The organism is Sphingobium chungbukense, assembly GCF_001005725.1.
Classification (GTDB): Bacteria; Pseudomonadota; Alphaproteobacteria; order Sphingomonadales; family Sphingomonadaceae; genus Sphingobium; species Sphingobium chungbukense.
The window spans coordinates 177,449-192,556 of sequence record NZ_LBIC01000013.1 but is presented as its reverse complement, the minus strand read 5'-3'; the positions used below and the strand labels follow the sequence as shown (position 1 = coordinate 192,556).

The following is a 15,108-nucleotide window of genomic DNA, read 5'->3' as shown; positions in this document are numbered from 1 at the left end:
GTCCGGTCACATCGCCCCATAGCATCCGTGCGCTCAAGTCCGACGTCGAGGCGTTCGATGCGTGGTGTAGGCGCAACAACCGGATCGCGCTGCCGGCCACGCCCGAGACCGTGGCCGATTATCTCGACGCGCGGGCCGGGAAGGGGAGCCGGCCGGCCTCGCTATCCCGCTACAAGGCGTCGATCGCCAAGATCCACCAGCTGCTCGAGCTCAAGGATCCGACGCCGGCGCCGCTGGTGAAGCTGCGGCTCCAGACGGTGCGCCGCGAGAAGGGGGCTGCGCAGAAGCAGGCGCGGCCGCTGCGGTTCAAGGGCCCGGTGCGCGACGTCGAGCGCGACAAGGCGCGGGGGCTCAACATCCGCGCGCTGCTCGAGAGTTGTGGCGAGGATCTGCCGGGGCTGCGTGATCGGGCGCTGCTATCGGCCGCTTATGACACCGGGCTGCGCGCCTCCGAACTGGTGGCGGTCGCCATTGAGCATATTGAGGAGGCGATCGATCCCGAAGCGCGGCTGCTGCAGATTCTGCGTCATAAGGGCGATCAAGACGGGGAGGGGGCGACCGCCTACCTCAGCCCGCGCACCGTCGCGGCGATCGCGGCGTGGACCGAAGCGGCGGGGATCACGACAGGGCCGCTGTTCCGGCGGGTGCAGGTGCGGCGCTACAAGGCGCGGGCAGCCGTGCGCGGTCGGCCGATCGACAGCATCTCGGGCCGGGAGACGTGGGATCTGCGCAAGACGCTGTCCAAGCCGGCGGTGAAGGCGCGCGTCGAATATGACATCGGCACCGTGGCGCTGCACCCGGGCTCGATCGGACCAATCTTTCGGTCGATCATCGGCCGCGCGTTCGACCGTGGCGCGCTGCCCGATTTGACGGCGGACGATCTGGCGCGGTTGCTGAAGGGGATCAGTGCGCACTCGACGCGGATCGGGCTCAATCAGGACCTGTTCGCCAGCGGGGAGGATTTGGCCGGCATCATGGACGCGCTGCGGTGGAAGTCGCCGCGGATGCCGCTCGCTTATAATCGCAATCTCGCGGCAGAGCAGGGGGCGGCGGGGCGCCTTATGGCGAAGATTGGCTAGTCATGACGGCCTAAATAGGTCTTTGGATGATGCCGTGCGACCACACGACGGCGGCAGGTAGATCGAGGGATTTGCGCAGCGGCAAGAACCGGAGAAGGGAGGCTGAGCCCCGGGGTCTTGAGCTACAACGTTAAGCCTAAGAAACGGGCAGGGGCCTGGTAGCGCGTAGTGTATGAGCGAAGCCACCATCGCTCAAACTCATCAGCACAGTCCAATTTCGAAGAGGAAACAAGAAAGTGGTTCCGGAAACGGTATGGATCTTATCCTGTGTAAACGCTCGCGCTAAATGGCGGCGTTCTGATCGCGCTATTTGTCAGTTGCCGGGTCCGATGACGAGGCAATCGCGCGCGGCCTGAACGATGTCAGCGGTGACCTCCTCGACGCGGTTGAGGGTCATGATCCGCCGCATCTGCGCGAACAGGCGCTCCATGAGCCGGAAGTTGCCGCGCGTGATGCGGATCACGGCTGCCTGCGCTTCGATCGCGTCGAGTTGGGCCGGGTCGAAGCTGATCCCGAAATCGCCGGCGTGGGTCGCGAGCAGCAGCCGCATTTCGGTCTCGGTAAGCGGTTTGAACTCGTGGACGAAGCCGATCCGCGAGTAGAGCTGGGCATAGCGGGCGAGGCGCTTCTCCAAGCCCGGCATACCCATCAGGATCAGCCCGAAGCCGTGGCGATCGGCCATGTCGCGGAGATGTTCGAGCGACTTTATGGTCAGGCGGTCGGCCTCGTCGACGATGACGAGGGGGCAGGCGATGCGGGCGGCGTCATGGGTGATTTCGTCCTGCGAGCCGCCCGCGACCGTCAGCCGGGCATAGCCCAGCTTAATGAGGTTGAGGCCCAACACCGCGTCGATCGTCTTGGGCGTGTTGCTGACCGACACGGTGTAGAAGACGGCGCGGCAGCGAGCGACCTTTTCGCCAAGGAGCGCGGCAATGGGACGGAGCGCGGCATATTCCCCCAGGTCGGGGAAGCTGGAAAACTCGCGCGCCGATCGCGTCTTTCCGACGCCCGGCCGGCCATGACACACGCCGATATAGCGGTAGTGCGCGCAGGCTTCGGCAAACTCGACGAACCGGGCATGTTCGCGGGTCGCCAGGAACGGCTGCTCGACCAGGAACTCAATCGTCAGCGGCGTAGAGCCGGAGCCCTCGGTAGGTGGTGGGCCGGGAAGCCGTATCCTCTTGGTCGCCATCGAAGGTCTCCGTGGGGGCAGGCACCTGCTTGTCGCGCTCCTTCGCGCCGCGCCGGGCGCGCTGGATCGCGCGCAACGACGGGTGCCCAGCGTGCTCGGAGCTGAGCGCACGGCAGACGAACCGGCCCTGGTGGTAGACGTGGATCTCGGTCAGGTCGCGGGGGTCATAGACCGCCTCGACCTGCTCGCCGACGAAGGCCGCGAGCGTGGGTTCGACATAGCGCCTGCCCATCAGACGGATGCCGTCGCGCAGCACTTTACGGGGCTTGGGCACGTGCACGAGCAGCATGTCGAGCTGTTCAAGGCTGTCGGGCATTGCGGGCAGGAACCCGCCCTTCTGCCAGCGCGTGATCGGCGGTTCGCCGGTGCTGCCATGCGGGCGACGATGATAGACGCCGCACACGAACGCCTCGAAGCGGGCGCGCAGCTCGTCGAGCGTGAGCACTGGCGCCGACAGCGGCTTGCCCGCGATCAGGTGGCCGGGCAGGTCGGGCAGGAACATGTCGTTGATGGTGCGGAACAGCCGCTCGATCTTGCCGCGCCCGCGAGGACGCCCCGGCAGCGAATGGATGAGGCGGATTTTGAGGGCGATGCACGCCTGCTCGATATGCTCGGAGATGAAATCCGAGCCGTTGTCGACGTAAAGCTGTTCGGGAATGCCGCTGACGATCCATTCGGGATTGGGCTTGCGCCAGATCGCCTGCCGCAAGGCGAGCGCCGTGTTGAGGGCACTGGGGGCATCGAGGCTGAGGAAGTAACCGGCGATGGCTCGGCTGTGATCGTCAACGATGACGGTCAGCCAAGGACGCACCGGGGTTCCGGCATCATCGAGCACGAGAATGTCGAGAACGGTATGATCGGCCTGCCACATCTCGTTCGAGGTCGCGGCTTCGCGCCGATGCACTAGCTCGTGCTGGTCGCGGTAGACGGCCGGATCGGAGGCTGCGGCGATCTGGCTTGCCGGTATCGCCCTGACGACACGCGCGACGGCCGCATAGCTGGGGGTTCGGTGTCCAAGCGCGATGGCGAGTTCCTGCACCTTTCGGTGAATGGCGGCGACCGGGGGTCGCGGGCGCTTGGTGGCGAGAGTGCGGGTCAGTTCGACCAGATGTTCCGGCAGGTGCAGCCTGCCCCGATCGTTGCGCGGCAGACGCGCGAGACCGGCAAGTCCTTCGGCACGGTAGCGCCCGAGCCAGCGCTGCAACGTCCGCTCGCTCAGCGTGCCGGTGCGGGCGAGGTCCGCGAGCGGGATGCCATCGGCGAGGTGCGGTTCAAGGACGCGGTAGCGCTCGATCGCCAGCGGCGGGACAAGCGCCGGATGCGTCACCGCCGACGGTCCGTGTCGCAGGTAAGGAAAACGGAGATTTGCCTGCCCATCGCCATGCGAGTCCGCTCGCGTTGCCAAACCGGCCTGTTCGACGTAAATCTACCCGGTAAAGAAAACTAGGGCAACATAGACCTGCCGATGACGACTTTCTTCCCAAACCGCGCCCGATCGGGGCGCCACCGGCCCTACGCATGAAAATCGGTTACGCCCGCGTATCGACCGCCGAGCAGAACCTGGACCTCCAGCGTGATGCGCTGAAGGCTGCCGGCTGCGAGAAGGTCATCACCGACAAGGCCTCCGGGGCGACTGCCGCTCGCCCTGGATTGGAAAAGGTGAAGGAGCTGCTTCGCGCCGGCGACACACTGGTGGTCTGGCGCCTCGACAGGCTCGGCCGCTCGCTCCGTGATCTGATCGGATGGATGACCTACCTCGACGAGGAAAAGGTCGGGCTGCTGAGCCTGCACGAGGCGATCGACACGACCACCACGTCGGGCAAGCTTACCTTCCACCTGTTCGGGGCATTGGCGGAGTTCGAGCGCAACCTGATCCGCGAGCGGACCCAGGCCGGTCTCACCGCAGCCCGCGCTCGCGGCAAGAAGGGTGGCCGGCCGGCCGCACTCGGCAAGGACAAGCGCGACCTGCCCGTCAGGCTCTACCACGAGAACACGATGCCGATCGCCAAGATTTGCTCGATGCTCGGCATCTCCAAGCCAAAACTCTACGCCTATGTGCGATCGGCCGAGACCAAGCCGGTAGCCGCGTAGCGACGCTCGCCGACAAATAGCGCGATCAGAATGCCGCCACTTAGCGCGAGCGTTTACACCGTTCGCGGTCCCGATCGGCCCAGCGTCCCCCGGAACCGTTCGTTATCGGGAAGGCATCTAAGCGGTCTGCACCATCCTTCATCTAAAGTTCTCCAAGCGCTTCTGAGGATTTTCGGGCGCACCAAAAGCACTTGCTCCTCCAGTGGCTGGAGCATGTAACCGCAATTTGCTCTCCTGCGGACGGGGGGCTGGAGGTGGCTTTTTGACGGCCCGTGTTGAAGCAATCGGTATGTCTCGACGCTCATTAGTGGCGCGGCTGGTGGCCTGTGGAACCGGCTTGGTGCTCGGTTCTCCAACGCTCGCGCGACAGACTTCCCGGTCTGCGGGCTCGTGGAACTTCGGTGCGGCTCACCTCGAATGGGAGCCGCTGGAAGTCGGCACGGGTGATACCCTCCTTGTTTCGGCACAAGTGCGCGGAGTGCCGGTGCGGGCGGTGCTCGACAGTGGCAGCGGCGCGTCGATCATGAGCACGGCGCTCGCGGCGAAGCTCGGCTTGAACGATGGTGAGCGGCGCATGATTAGCGGGCTGAGCGCCAAGGCCCCGGTGCTGCTGGTCCGCGACATCGACGTACAGCTCGCCCGCGAAACCCGTCGCTTACCCTTTGCCGTCGTTGGTGATCTGAGTTCAGTGTCGGCGGCCTTCGGACGACCGATCGATATCCTCCTCGGTGCCGATATGTTCACGGGTAGCTGCATCGCGCTCGATTTCGCGAAAAGGCGTATGGCGGTCGTCAAGTCAGGCACGTTTCTCGCCGGTCCCGACTGGCGCGCTGTCGCGCTCGGGCGCGGTGCCAAGCAGGAGCTGTTCATTCGAGCTTCCGTCTCGGGTTTGCCTCCCGTGCCCTTGATGATCGATCTTGGCAGCTCGGCCGCGCTGATGCTCTCGTCGGCCTATGCCCGCGATCAAGGGCTGTTGAACGGGAAGCTCGTCTCGACCGCGGCGATCGGCGGCGTCGATGGTGTGCGTATCAACGATGCTTTCACGATCCAGAACATCAACATCGAAGGGCTTGGCGTCTCGAACGTCCCCACACTCGGGATGAGAGCTTGGCTCTCCACCAGCACGGTTGGCAATGTCGGCCTACCGCTGATCGCTCAATTCGACGTGGTGTTCGACGTGACCGCCGGATTCGTGTGGCTCCGGCCACTCGGTCCTCGTCGTCGCCTGCCGATGCTGAAGGACCGTAGCGGCCTTGGCCTCGCAGCCTCACCAACGGCGCTCACCGTTGTTCATGTGGCGGCGAACAGTCCCGCGGAAAAGGCTGGCTGGGCGGTCGGCGACCGGATCGTGGCGGTGAACGGCCATTCGATCGATGCGAACTATACGCGTGGGGAGCTCTGGCAAGTGCGCTCCCGGCCTGCTGGCACCCTCGTAAAGCTGACGATGGCCTCGGGTGATGTGCGCGAGCTCAGGCTGGCCGATTATTATTGATCGGCTTGAGGGTGGCCTTTGCCGATCGCCTTCATGATCCGACAATCGGCCATGCGCGCCTTGGTGCAGCTCTGGCTGAGCATTGCCAACTCATCCCGCAACACCGCGAGTTGCGCCAGTCTCTCCTCCACATCCTTGAGGTGCTGAGCAGCGATAGCTGAGGCGGCACCACAATCCTGGTCCGGGTTCTGCGCCAGCCCCATCAACGAACGGATCTCGTCGACGGAGAAGCCAAGCCGGCGACCGTTGCGGATGAAGTGCAAACGCTCAATGTCACTGGCATCGTAGGTTCTGCGACCCGACGCCGTGCGAGGGGCGGATCGGAGCAACCCGATCGACTCATAAAAGCGGATCGTCGTCACCTTCGTCGAGGTCTCGCTGGCGAGCTGCCCAATCATCACCGGCTTCATCATGCCATCCTTGCTTATGCGAACGTGTCGCACATTTCGCTTGCTTCTACAGCGACTGGAGGTGGTAAGGAAGGCCGCATGAATGCTTCTACCGAAAGCTGCGGGTGCCACGGGGAGCCCGCGCGCGCGCAAACCGATCCGGCCTATCGCCGTGCGCTGCTGACCGTCGTGGTGCTCAACCTCGGCTTCGGAGTCGCCGAGCTGTTCGGCGGGTTCATCGCCGATAGCCAAGCGCTGAAAGCGGATTCCCTCGATTTTCTCGGGGACGGGTCGATCAGCCTTATCGGTCTTCTCGCGCTTGCCTGGTCCGCACGGGCGAGGGCAAAGGTCGCGCTGACGCAGGGGTTGTTTCTCGGTGCGCTTGGCGTGGGCGTAATCGGTTTCGCGATTTGGCGCGCCCTGAACGCAACCGCGCCCGATGCCGAACTGATGGGCACAATCGGCGTTGTCGCGCTCGCGATCAATGTCGTGTCCGCCTTGGTGCTTGCGCGTTTCCGGGAAGGGGACGCCAATGTTCGCGCGATCTGGCTGTTCAGCCGCAACGACGCGCTCGCCAACGTGGCGGTGATCGCCGCGGCCGGTCTGGTGGCGTGGACAGGAAGCGCCTGGCCGGACCTCGCCGTCGCCGGCCTCATCGCCCTCCTGTTCCTCCACTCCGCTTATGAAATCGTCACTGGCGCTCGGCGCGAATTGGGAGAGCGGTAGTGCGTCTGCTCGCGTTGATCCGGGCAATGCTCTCGTTGCGGCTGCTCTCCGCGCTCGCGGCGCTGCTGATCCCTGCTGCGGCAATCGCCGAACCCGGCGACGTGCAAACCGCATGGCGGCTGCTCGACTATATGGCCGTCGATTATGGCGGCGCGGTCGCCAACGGTCGGATCAAGAGCACGTCGGAATATGCCGAGATGACGGAGTTCGCCGCGTCGGTCTCGACACGGCTTCAGGGCCTGCCGGCGAAGCCGGAGCGTCAAGCCCTCATCCAGCGGGCTGCCAACCTCCAGGCGGTGATCGCGGAAAAGGGACCGACTGAACAGGTGGCAACATTGGCGCACGGGCTCGCGGCCGATCTGTTGCGCGCCTACCCGGTGCCGCTCGCGCCCGATAAGGCTCCGAACCTCGTCTCCAGCGATGCACTGTTCCGACAATCCTGCGCGTCCTGCCACGGGATGACGGGCAACGGCCGTGGCCCTGACGCCGCCAAGCTCGCTACGCCCCGATTGCTTTCACCGATGCCGAGCGCGCGCGCCAGCGCAGCGTGTTCGCGCTCTATCAGGTGGTGACGCAAGGCATCGACGGGACCGCGATGCAGAGCTTCGCCGATCTGCCCAACGATCAGCGCTGGGCGTTAGCATTCCGAGCCGGGAGCTTCGCCTTCACGGATGCGCAGGCGCGCGAAGGCGAGCGGCTTTGGAAATCCGACCCGACCCTTCGCCGGCGCATTCCGGACCTGAAAACCCTGGTCGCGCTCACCCCGGCCGCGCTCGGCGCGGCGATCGGCGACGCCAAGGCTGACCCAGTGCTCGCGTTCCTGCGTCGTCATCCCGAACAGGTGATACAACAGGCTCCCGGCTCGCTCGCGGTCGCCCGCGCCAAACTCGCCGAAAGCGTGGCGGCTGCGCGGCGCGGCGATGCGCGCATGGCGAAAGAGCTGGCGCTGTCGGCCTATCTCGATGGGTTCGAGCCGATCGAGCCAACACTCACCGCGCGCGACGCGACGCTGATGGGTCGAATCGAGGGCGCGATGGGGGAGTTCCGCGCCTCGATCGACCGGGGCGCGTCGCCCGATGATCTCGCGGAGAAGGTCGCAGTACTGGGCGGCCTTTTCGACGATGCGGAAGCGGCGCTCGCGCCTGATGCCGCCACCGAAGCGTCCACGTTCCTGGGCGCGTTCACGATCCTGCTGCGTGAAGGGCTCGAAGCCCTGCTCATCGTTGTCGCCATGATCGCGTTCCTGCGTAAAGCCGAGCGCGGCGAGGCGCTGCGGTACGTGCATGGCGGCTGGGTCAGCGCGATCATCGCGGGCGGGATCACCTGGGCGGTCGCCACCTATGCGATCGGGATCAGCGGTGCGAGCCGGGAGCTGACGGAAGGGTTTGGCTCGCTGTTCGCCGCGGTCGTGCTGCTCTCGGTCGGGATTTGGATGCACGGCAAGGCGCAGGCCGATCAGTGGCAGCGCTATATTCGCGAGAAGATGTCGCGGGCGCTCTCGGGCGGGTCGGGCTGGTTCCTGTTCGGGCTGGCGTTCGTCGTAGTTTATCGCGAGGTCTTCGAGACGATCCTGTTCTATGCCGCGCTTTCGGCGCAAGGTGACAACGGGATGCTTCTCGCGGGGGCCGGGTCGGCGATTGGACTGCTCAGCCTGATCGCTTGGGCCATGCTTCGCTACAGTCGCAAGCTGCCGATCGCGCAGTTCTTCCGCTATAGCTCCTGGCTCATGGCGGTCCTGACCGTCGTGCTGGCGGGTAAAGGCGTCGCCGCGCTCCAGGAAGCCGGCCTTATCAACATCGCACCGCTCGCGGACGTGCCACGGCTGTCGATGCTCGGCGTGTTTCCCACTTGGCAATCGGTGCTGGCGCAACTCCTGATGGCGGTCGCCATTGCGGTCGGGTTCGCCTGGAACGGGCGCGACCGATCCCGCTCGGGTTCCGGCTCAGTGACCCTTGGTTCGAATTAGTGCAATGACATGAAAACCCTTCCGTGATAGAGGCAAGCTAGTGCGAGCCTTTTTGCCTTTCCTGACATGCCTGATGCTGGTCCTGACCAGCTTCTCCGGCATGGCCCATGCCGCCGATCTGGCGGGGGGAAGCATCGCGGGCGTTGAGTTCACGGTCCATACCGCCGGTGACATCGATCAGGTGCCATCGGACTCGGACAAGAATGTCCCGCATCATCACAATTATTGTCACGGACACGACGTCGGCGCGCCTGCGCGCACGACGATGGAATATACCCCCGTCCTCACAGTGCCCAAGCCGACAATCTCCGCCTCTGCGTCGCTCGACGGCCGCACCGGCATGGTCCATTTGAGGCCCCCCCAAGCCTGACGTCCGATTTGGGCGTGCGTTGGCGCGCCCCTGTCGATCATCGTCAGGAGTCCTATTTTCATGAATCGTATCCTCGCGGCCATGCTGGCCGCAGCGTCTTGCGCCACGATGGCGCAGGCGCAGGTCGGACCGTCCGCGCCTGTTGCGCAGGATGCGCCGGTCTACACGCTTGACCAAGCGGTCAGTGCAGCGGGCGGTTCGGCCCCTGCTGCGGAAGCGGCGACAGCTGGAATCGACGCGGCCCGTGCAGGTCGCACAGTCGCCGGCTTGCGGCCCAATCCGGTGGTTCAAGGCCAAGTCGAGAATGTCATCGGCTCCGGGCCGTATCGGGGGGTCCGCAGCGCGGAAACCACGGTCGGCTTTGCGATCCCGATCGAGCTAGGCGGCAAGCGCGGCGCCCGCGTCGCGGTCGCCAATGCGCAATTGTCCCGGGCCGAGATCCAGGCCGCGATCATCGCGGCGGATGTCCGGCTTCAGGTAACGCAGCTCTATGTCGAAGCGGTCGCGGCCGATCGCCGGGTAATGACAGCCCGCGATCAGGCCCGGATCGCCAGCGATGCGCTGCGGGCCGCGAGCGTTCGCGTGCAGGCAGGGCGGGCATCGCCACTCGAGCAACAGCGCGCGGATGTCGCGCGTATCAATGCCGACGCCAATGTGGAGCGGCAGCTTCGCTTGGCCGAGGCGGCCCGCGCCAATCTGGCGCGTCGGATCGGACGGCCGATCGACGGCCTGCTCGATGACACGCTGCTCGATCGCCTTCCCGATGTGAACGTCTATGGGCCGTTGGCACCGGTCAACACGACCGGCACACTCGCGCTGGCGGCAGCCAACGCGGATTTCTCCATTGCCGAAGCCGGCGTGCGGCTCGCGCGCGCCAATCGCGTGCCTGACCTGAACGTCGGGCCGTCGATCCGCCGCCTGGAAGCGACCAACGACATGGCGGCGGTGTTCAGCGTGTCGATCCCGATCCCGGTGTTCAACAATGGTCGCGCCGCGATTGCGCAGGCGACCGCGCAGCGGACCCAGGCGGATGCGCAGCGCCGCGTGACCGCGCTCGACATCGAACAGGCGATCACGGACGCGCAGGCGCAGGCGGCCAATGCCGCAACGACGGCTCGTGCGGCGTCGGGGCCGGCGCTGGCGGCTGCACAGGAGGCCGCCCGCATCGCGCGGATCGGCTATCGCGAGGGCAAGTTCGGCCAGCTCGAATTGCTCGATGCTGAACGCACGCTCGCCGAAACGCGGGTCGCCGCGATCGACGCGCTTGCCAATTACCAGAATGCCCGCGCGCAAGTGGAGCGACTGACCGCTCGTGCGCCCAATGGGGGGAATCAGTGATGAAGAGCTTTTATCTCGCGGGCGCGGCGTCGCTCGCCCTGCTCTTGGCTGCCTGCGGCGGCAAGGATGGCGGAAACGAGGCAACTGCCGAAGGCGCAGCTGCCAATGAGACGGCAGCGGGCACGGAAAAGGGCGGTGCTGAAGGCGGTCATGCCGGTGAAGGCGTCGTCACATTGGGTGCCGACCAGATCGCCACAGCGGGCGTCCAGGTCGGACGGCCGATCATCGGCGGGGCCGGGACGATCGAGCTGCCCGCGATCATCGAGGGCGACCCACAGGGAACGCAGGTCGTCTCGGCCGCAATTGCGGGACGCGTGGTCGCGCTCACCCGTAACCTCGGCCAATCGGTCGGACGCGGCCAGACCATTGCGGTCATCGAAAGCCGCGAGGCGGCGCAGATCAAGGGCGAGGTCGAGGCGGCGCGGGCGCGGCTTCAGCTCGCTAATTCGAACCTCGCGCGCGAACAGCGGCTGTTCGCGCAGAGAGTCTCCCCTGAACAGGATCTGATCGCCGCCCGCACAGCGGCGACGGAGGCGCGGATCGCCCTGACGCAGGCGCAGAGCATGGTTTCGGCGGCGGGTGTCGGCGGCGGCGGGCTCAACCGGCTCGGCATTGCCGCGCCGATCTCGGGCCAGATCATTGCGCGCCCCGTGACGCTGGGACAAACGGTCGCGGCGGATGCCGAACTCTATCGCATCGCCAACCTGAGCCAGGTGTCGATCGCGCTTAATCTCAAGCCCGAGGATGCGGGCCGGGTGCGTCCCGGCAATACGGTGCTGGTGAAGGCGGCAGGCCGTCAGGCGACCGCCCGCGTGACCTTCGTGTCGCCGGCGCTTGATCCGCAGACGCGGCTCGTGCCTGCGCTCGCCACCCTCGACAATCGCGGTGGCGAATGGCGGGTCGGCGAGCCTGTGACGGCAGCCGTGCAGCTCACGGGCAGCGGCGGGAGCGGGGCGGTCCGCGTGCCGACGACGGCGGTCCAGAGTTTCGAGGGCAAGTCGGTCGTGTTCGTGCGCACGCCCACCGGCTTCAAGGCGACCCCGGTCCAGCTCGGCGATGCGTCGGGCGACACGGTGATCGTCCGGTCGGGCCTGACCGGCAACGAACAGATCGCCACCACCGGAAGTTTCACGCTCAAGGCCGAGATCGGCAAGGGCGAAGCGAGCCACGAGGATTAAGCCATGATCGCCCGTATCGTAACCTGGGCGGTCGAGAAGCGCTGGCTAGTCCTGCTCCTCACCGTCATCGTCGCCGCCATCGGCGCCTTTTCCCTCTACCGGCTACCGATCGACGCGGTGCCGGACATCACCAACAATCAGGTCCAGATCAACGTCCGCGCGCCTGCCCTCTCGCCCGAGCTGGTCGAGAAGCAGGTGTCGTTTCCAATCGAAACCGCGCTCGCCGGCACCCCCGGCCTGGAATATACGCGCTCGTTGAGCCGCAACGGCTTCGCGCAGATCACGGCGGTCTTTTCGGACGCGACGGACATCTATTTCGCCCGCCAGCAGGTGGGCGAGCGTCTGCGGGGCGTGCAAGAGAATCTGCCCGACGGCGTGAACCCTGAAATGGGTCCGATCGCGACAGGCCTGGGCGAGGTGTACATGTACACCGTTCGTCTCGATCATCGCGAGGACGACAAGCACAAGCCCGGTGAACCGGGCCAACAGCCCGATGGCAGCTACATCACGCCAGAGGGCGAGCGACTGACGACCGAAGAGGACAAGGCGACCTACCTGCGCACCGCGCAGGACTGGATCGTGACGCCGCTTCTGAAGACCACACCGGGCCTCGCCGGTGTCGACTCGATTGGCGGTTACGCCAAGCAGTTCCTCGTCGTGCCCGACGTGCAGAAGCTGGCCTCGCTCGGCATCACGCTGACGGACCTGGGAAATGCGCTGGAGCGCAATAACACCAGCGTCGGCGGTGGCTTCGTCAATCGCAATGGCGAAGGTCTGGCTGTTCGCTCGGATGCGCTCGTTCGCAATGCCAGCGAGTTGGCCAGGACCGTGATCGCGACACGTAACGGCGTGCCGATCACGGTCGAACAAGTTGCGACTGTGAAGACGGGTCAGGCGATCCGCATGGGTTCGGCATCGGAGAACGGTACCGAAGTCGTCGTCGGCACGGCGATCATGCGGATCGGCGAGAACAGCCGCATCGTGTCGACCGCGGTCGCTGAGAAACTGAAGACGATCAACGCTTCGCTGCCTCCTGACGTCGTAATTCAGCCGGTGCTGAACCGCACCGAGCTGGTCAATTCGACGATCAAGACGGTCGCGAAAAACCTGTCCGAAGGCGCGGTGCTGGTCATCGTCGTGCTCTTCCTGCTGCTCGGCAACTTCCGTGCGGCCCTGATCGCGGCGTTGGTCATCCCGATCACCATGATGCTGACAGGCTTTGGTATGCTGCGCGCTGGGGTCTCGGCCAATCTGATGAGCCTTGGGGCTTTGGACTTCGGTCTGATCGTCGACGGCGCCGTCATCATTGTCGAAAACGCGCTGCGCCGGCTTGCCGAGCAACAGCATCATGAAGGCCGATTGCTCAGCGTCAAGGAACGGCTCGCGACCGTGGCAGCCGCTGCGCGTGAGATGATCCGTCCCTCTGTGTACGGGCAGGCAATCATCATCCTCGTCTACGTACCGCTGCTCACGCTGACCGGCGTGGAGGGTAAAACGTTCGGACCGATGGCGCTGACCGTCATCATCGCGCTCGCCTTCGCCTTCATCCTCTCTCTCACCTTCGTGCCGGCGATGATTGCGATCTGGCTGTCGAAGAAGGTCGAGGAGAAGGACGGCCGCATCATCACGTGGCTGAAGAAGCGCTACGAACCCGGTCTCGACCGGGCCATGAAGCGCCCGACGCTGACGATCGGTGCGGGTGTGGGAAGCCTTGTGGTGGCGGCGCTTGCTTTCACTACGCTCGGCTCGGTGTTCCTGCCGCAGCTCGACGAAGGCGATTTGCTGATCCAGTCGCTCCGCATTCCGGCAACGTCGGTCCAGCAGAGCCAGGCGATGCAGGTGCCGATCGAGCGGATGATGTCGAAGCAGCCGGAGGTGCAATTCGTCTATTCCAAGACGGGCACCGCCGAGCTGGCGGCCGACCCGATGCCGCCGAACGCGACCGACATGTTCGTCATCCTGAAGCCGCGCAAGGATTGGCCGGATCCTGAGCTTCCCAAGGAGGAGCTGGTCAGCCGGATCGAGGGTAATCTCGCGAAGATTCCGGGAAATGCCTACGAGATCACCCAGCCCATCCAGATGCGCTTCAACGAGCTGATCGCCGGCGTGCGCGGCGACATCGCGGTGAAGGTGTTCGGGGACGACTTCAACCAGATGAACCGGACGGCCGAGCAAATCGCGGCGGTGCTGCGCAGAACGCAAGGCGCAGCGGACGTGAAGGTGGAGCAGACGACCGGTCTTCCCATGCTCGACATTCGCGTCAACCGCGACGCGATGGCGCGGTTGGGCGTTACGGCTCAGGATGTGCAGGACACCGTGACTGCGACGATCGGCGGGCGAACATCGGGCCAGATCTTCGAGGGCGACCGTCGCTTCCCCGTGGTGATCCGCCTGTCGGAGGCGCAGCGTGCCGACATCGGCCTGCTCCAACAGGTGCAGGTGCCGGTGGCAGGCGGCGGCTATGTACCGCTGTCCAGCGTCGCCGAGATCAAGGTGGTCGATGGTCCGAACCAGATCAGCCGCGAGAACGGCAAGCGGCGCGTGGTGGTGCAAGCCAACGTGCGTGGCCGCGACGTCGGATCCGTCGTGGCGGATGCGCAGGCGGCGATCGGCAGCCAACTCCGGCTGCCTGCCGGCACCTATCTCGAATGGGGCGGCCAGTTCGAGAACCTCCAATCGGCAAGCGAACGGCTGAAGCTGGTCATTCCGGCTTGCTTCATCTTGATCCTGCTGCTCCTCTACGGGGCGTTGGGATCGGTCCGCGACGCCGCGATCGTGTTCACCGGCGTGCCTTTCGCGCTGGTGGGCGGCGTCCTGTTGCTGTTCCTGCGGGGCATGGACTTCTCGATCTCGGCGGCAGTGGGCTTCATCGCCCTCTCGGGCATCGCGGTCCTCAACGGCCTCGTCATGGTCAGCTCGATCCAAGATCTGATCCGATCAGGGATGAGCCGCGAGGAAGCCGCGCATGTTGGCGCGATGCAGCGTCTGCGACCCGTCATCATGACCGCGCTAGTCGCCAGCCTCGGCTTCGTGCCGATGGCGCTGGGCGAAGGCGCCGGCGCAGAGGTTCAAAAGCCTTTGGCGACGGTCGTCATCGGCGGTCTGATCTCGGCGACGCTTCTTACGCTGTTCGTGCTGCCGACACTCTATGCCCGGTTCGGGCAGAAAGTGATCGAGAAACCCGAGCACTACAATGAGGAGCATGAAGGGGACGACCACGGTCAGACCTTCGTGAACAACTTGGCCTGATGGATGGGCGGGGCGATCCGCGATCGCCCCGCCCATCT

At 65.4% G+C, this 15,108-nt stretch carries 11 protein-coding genes and 1 pseudogene; 9 read left to right on the top strand and 3 right to left on the bottom strand.

Going from position 1 to position 15,108, the window contains the following annotated elements; translation table 11 throughout:
* Positions 1-1,079 (top strand): site-specific integrase (locus YP76_RS23295; protein ID WP_046765855.1); only part of this gene is annotated, 1,079 nt, incomplete at its 5' end.
* A 313-nt stretch (positions 1,080-1,392) separates the two neighbouring features.
* On the opposite strand, the gene YP76_RS27340 is transcribed toward YP76_RS23295, so the two are convergent.
* Together YP76_RS27340 and YP76_RS23285 are read right to left on the bottom strand one after the other, a co-directional pair.
* Positions 1,393-2,271 carry an AAA family ATPase gene (locus YP76_RS27340; RefSeq protein ID WP_009824028.1) on the bottom strand — a complete coding sequence of 293 codons (879 nt, stop codon included), beginning with the start codon at positions 2,269-2,271 and terminating at the stop codon, positions 1,393-1,395.
* On the bottom strand, positions 2,198-3,598 hold the full coding sequence (locus YP76_RS23285) for a Mu transposase C-terminal domain-containing protein (protein WP_046765854.1): 1,401 nt from the start codon (positions 3,596-3,598) through the stop codon (positions 2,198-2,200). The genes YP76_RS27340 and YP76_RS23285 overlap by 74 nt, the downstream gene beginning before the upstream one ends.
* A 191-nt stretch (positions 3,599-3,789) precedes the next feature.
* On the opposite strand from YP76_RS23285, the gene YP76_RS23280 reads away from it, so the two are divergent.
* Both YP76_RS23280 and YP76_RS23275 read left to right on the top strand, forming a co-directional pair.
* Positions 3,790-4,362 carry a recombinase family protein gene (locus YP76_RS23280; RefSeq protein WP_009824027.1) on the top strand — a complete coding sequence of 191 codons (573 nt, stop codon included), beginning with the start codon at positions 3,790-3,792 and terminating at the stop codon, positions 4,360-4,362.
* A 289-nt stretch (positions 4,363-4,651) separates the two neighbouring features.
* Complete coding sequence (locus YP76_RS23275; protein WP_013039112.1) at positions 4,652-5,854, top strand: aspartyl protease family protein; 1,203 nt, start codon at positions 4,652-4,654, stop codon at positions 5,852-5,854.
* Here the strand turns inward: YP76_RS23275 and YP76_RS23270 are convergent.
* Positions 5,848-6,264, bottom strand: coding sequence for a MerR family transcriptional regulator (locus YP76_RS23270; protein ID WP_004212867.1), 417 nt, complete (start codon positions 6,262-6,264; stop codon positions 5,848-5,850). The two genes, YP76_RS23275 and YP76_RS23270, sit on opposite strands and share 7 nt — an antisense overlap.
* Before the next feature lie 78 nt (positions 6,265-6,342).
* Between YP76_RS23270 and YP76_RS23265 the strand changes: the two genes are divergently transcribed.
* The 6 genes and pseudogenes from YP76_RS23265 to YP76_RS23240 all read left to right on the top strand — a co-directional run bounded on the left by YP76_RS23265 (position 6,343) and on the right by YP76_RS23240 (position 15,070).
* The gene (locus tag YP76_RS23265) at positions 6,343-6,969 is read left to right on the top strand and encodes a cation transporter (protein WP_004212870.1); all 627 of its coding nucleotides are present in this window, start codon (positions 6,343-6,345) and stop codon (positions 6,967-6,969) included.
* Positions 6,969-8,935 (top strand): annotated as a pseudogene (locus YP76_RS23260) (FTR1 family protein). The gene YP76_RS23265 and the pseudogene YP76_RS23260 overlap by 1 nt, the downstream one beginning before the upstream one ends.
* A gap of 73 nt (positions 8,936-9,008) precedes the next feature.
* Entirely contained in the window at positions 9,009-9,305 is a 297-nt protein-coding gene (locus YP76_RS23255; protein ID WP_007406840.1) for a hypothetical protein, read from the top strand.
* 60 nt (positions 9,306-9,365) lie between these two features.
* Positions 9,366-10,643 carry a TolC family protein gene (locus tag YP76_RS23250; RefSeq protein WP_013039111.1) on the top strand — a complete coding sequence of 426 codons (1,278 nt, stop codon included), beginning with the start codon at positions 9,366-9,368 and terminating at the stop codon, positions 10,641-10,643.
* On the top strand, positions 10,643-11,821 hold the full coding sequence (locus tag YP76_RS23245; protein ID WP_004212877.1) for an efflux RND transporter periplasmic adaptor subunit: 1,179 nt from the start codon (positions 10,643-10,645) through the stop codon (positions 11,819-11,821). The genes YP76_RS23250 and YP76_RS23245 overlap by 1 nt, the downstream gene beginning before the upstream one ends.
* A 3-nt stretch (positions 11,822-11,824) precedes the next feature.
* The gene (locus YP76_RS23240) at positions 11,825-15,070 is read left to right on the top strand and encodes an efflux RND transporter permease subunit (protein WP_004212878.1); all 3,246 of its coding nucleotides are present in this window, start codon (positions 11,825-11,827) and stop codon (positions 15,068-15,070) included.
* The last annotated feature ends 38 nt before the right edge of the window (positions 15,071-15,108 follow it).

What these genes read in the sequence shown, in the direction of transcription:
- YP76_RS23280 (WP_009824027.1), top strand. Translation starts at nt 3,790, where the DNA reads ATGAAAATCGGTTACGCCCGCGTATCGACCGCCGAGCAGAACCTGGAC.
- YP76_RS23250 (WP_013039111.1), top strand. Translation starts at nt 9,366, where the DNA reads ATGAATCGTATCCTCGCGGCCATGCTGGCCGCAGCGTCTTGCGCCACG.
- YP76_RS27340 (WP_009824028.1), bottom strand. Translation starts at nt 2,271, where the DNA reads ATGGCGACCAAGAGGATACGGCTTCCCGGCCCACCACCTACCGAGGGC.
- YP76_RS23265 (WP_004212870.1), top strand. Translation starts at nt 6,343, where the DNA reads ATGAATGCTTCTACCGAAAGCTGCGGGTGCCACGGGGAGCCCGCGCGC.
- YP76_RS23245 (WP_004212877.1), top strand. Translation starts at nt 10,643, where the DNA reads ATGAAGAGCTTTTATCTCGCGGGCGCGGCGTCGCTCGCCCTGCTCTTG.
- YP76_RS23275 (WP_013039112.1), top strand. Translation starts at nt 4,652, where the DNA reads ATGTCTCGACGCTCATTAGTGGCGCGGCTGGTGGCCTGTGGAACCGGC.
- YP76_RS23240 (WP_004212878.1), top strand. Translation starts at nt 11,825, where the DNA reads ATGATCGCCCGTATCGTAACCTGGGCGGTCGAGAAGCGCTGGCTAGTC.
- YP76_RS23255 (WP_007406840.1), top strand. Translation starts at nt 9,009, where the DNA reads ATGCTGGTCCTGACCAGCTTCTCCGGCATGGCCCATGCCGCCGATCTG.
- YP76_RS23270 (WP_004212867.1), bottom strand. Translation starts at nt 6,264, where the DNA reads ATGAAGCCGGTGATGATTGGGCAGCTCGCCAGCGAGACCTCGACGAAG.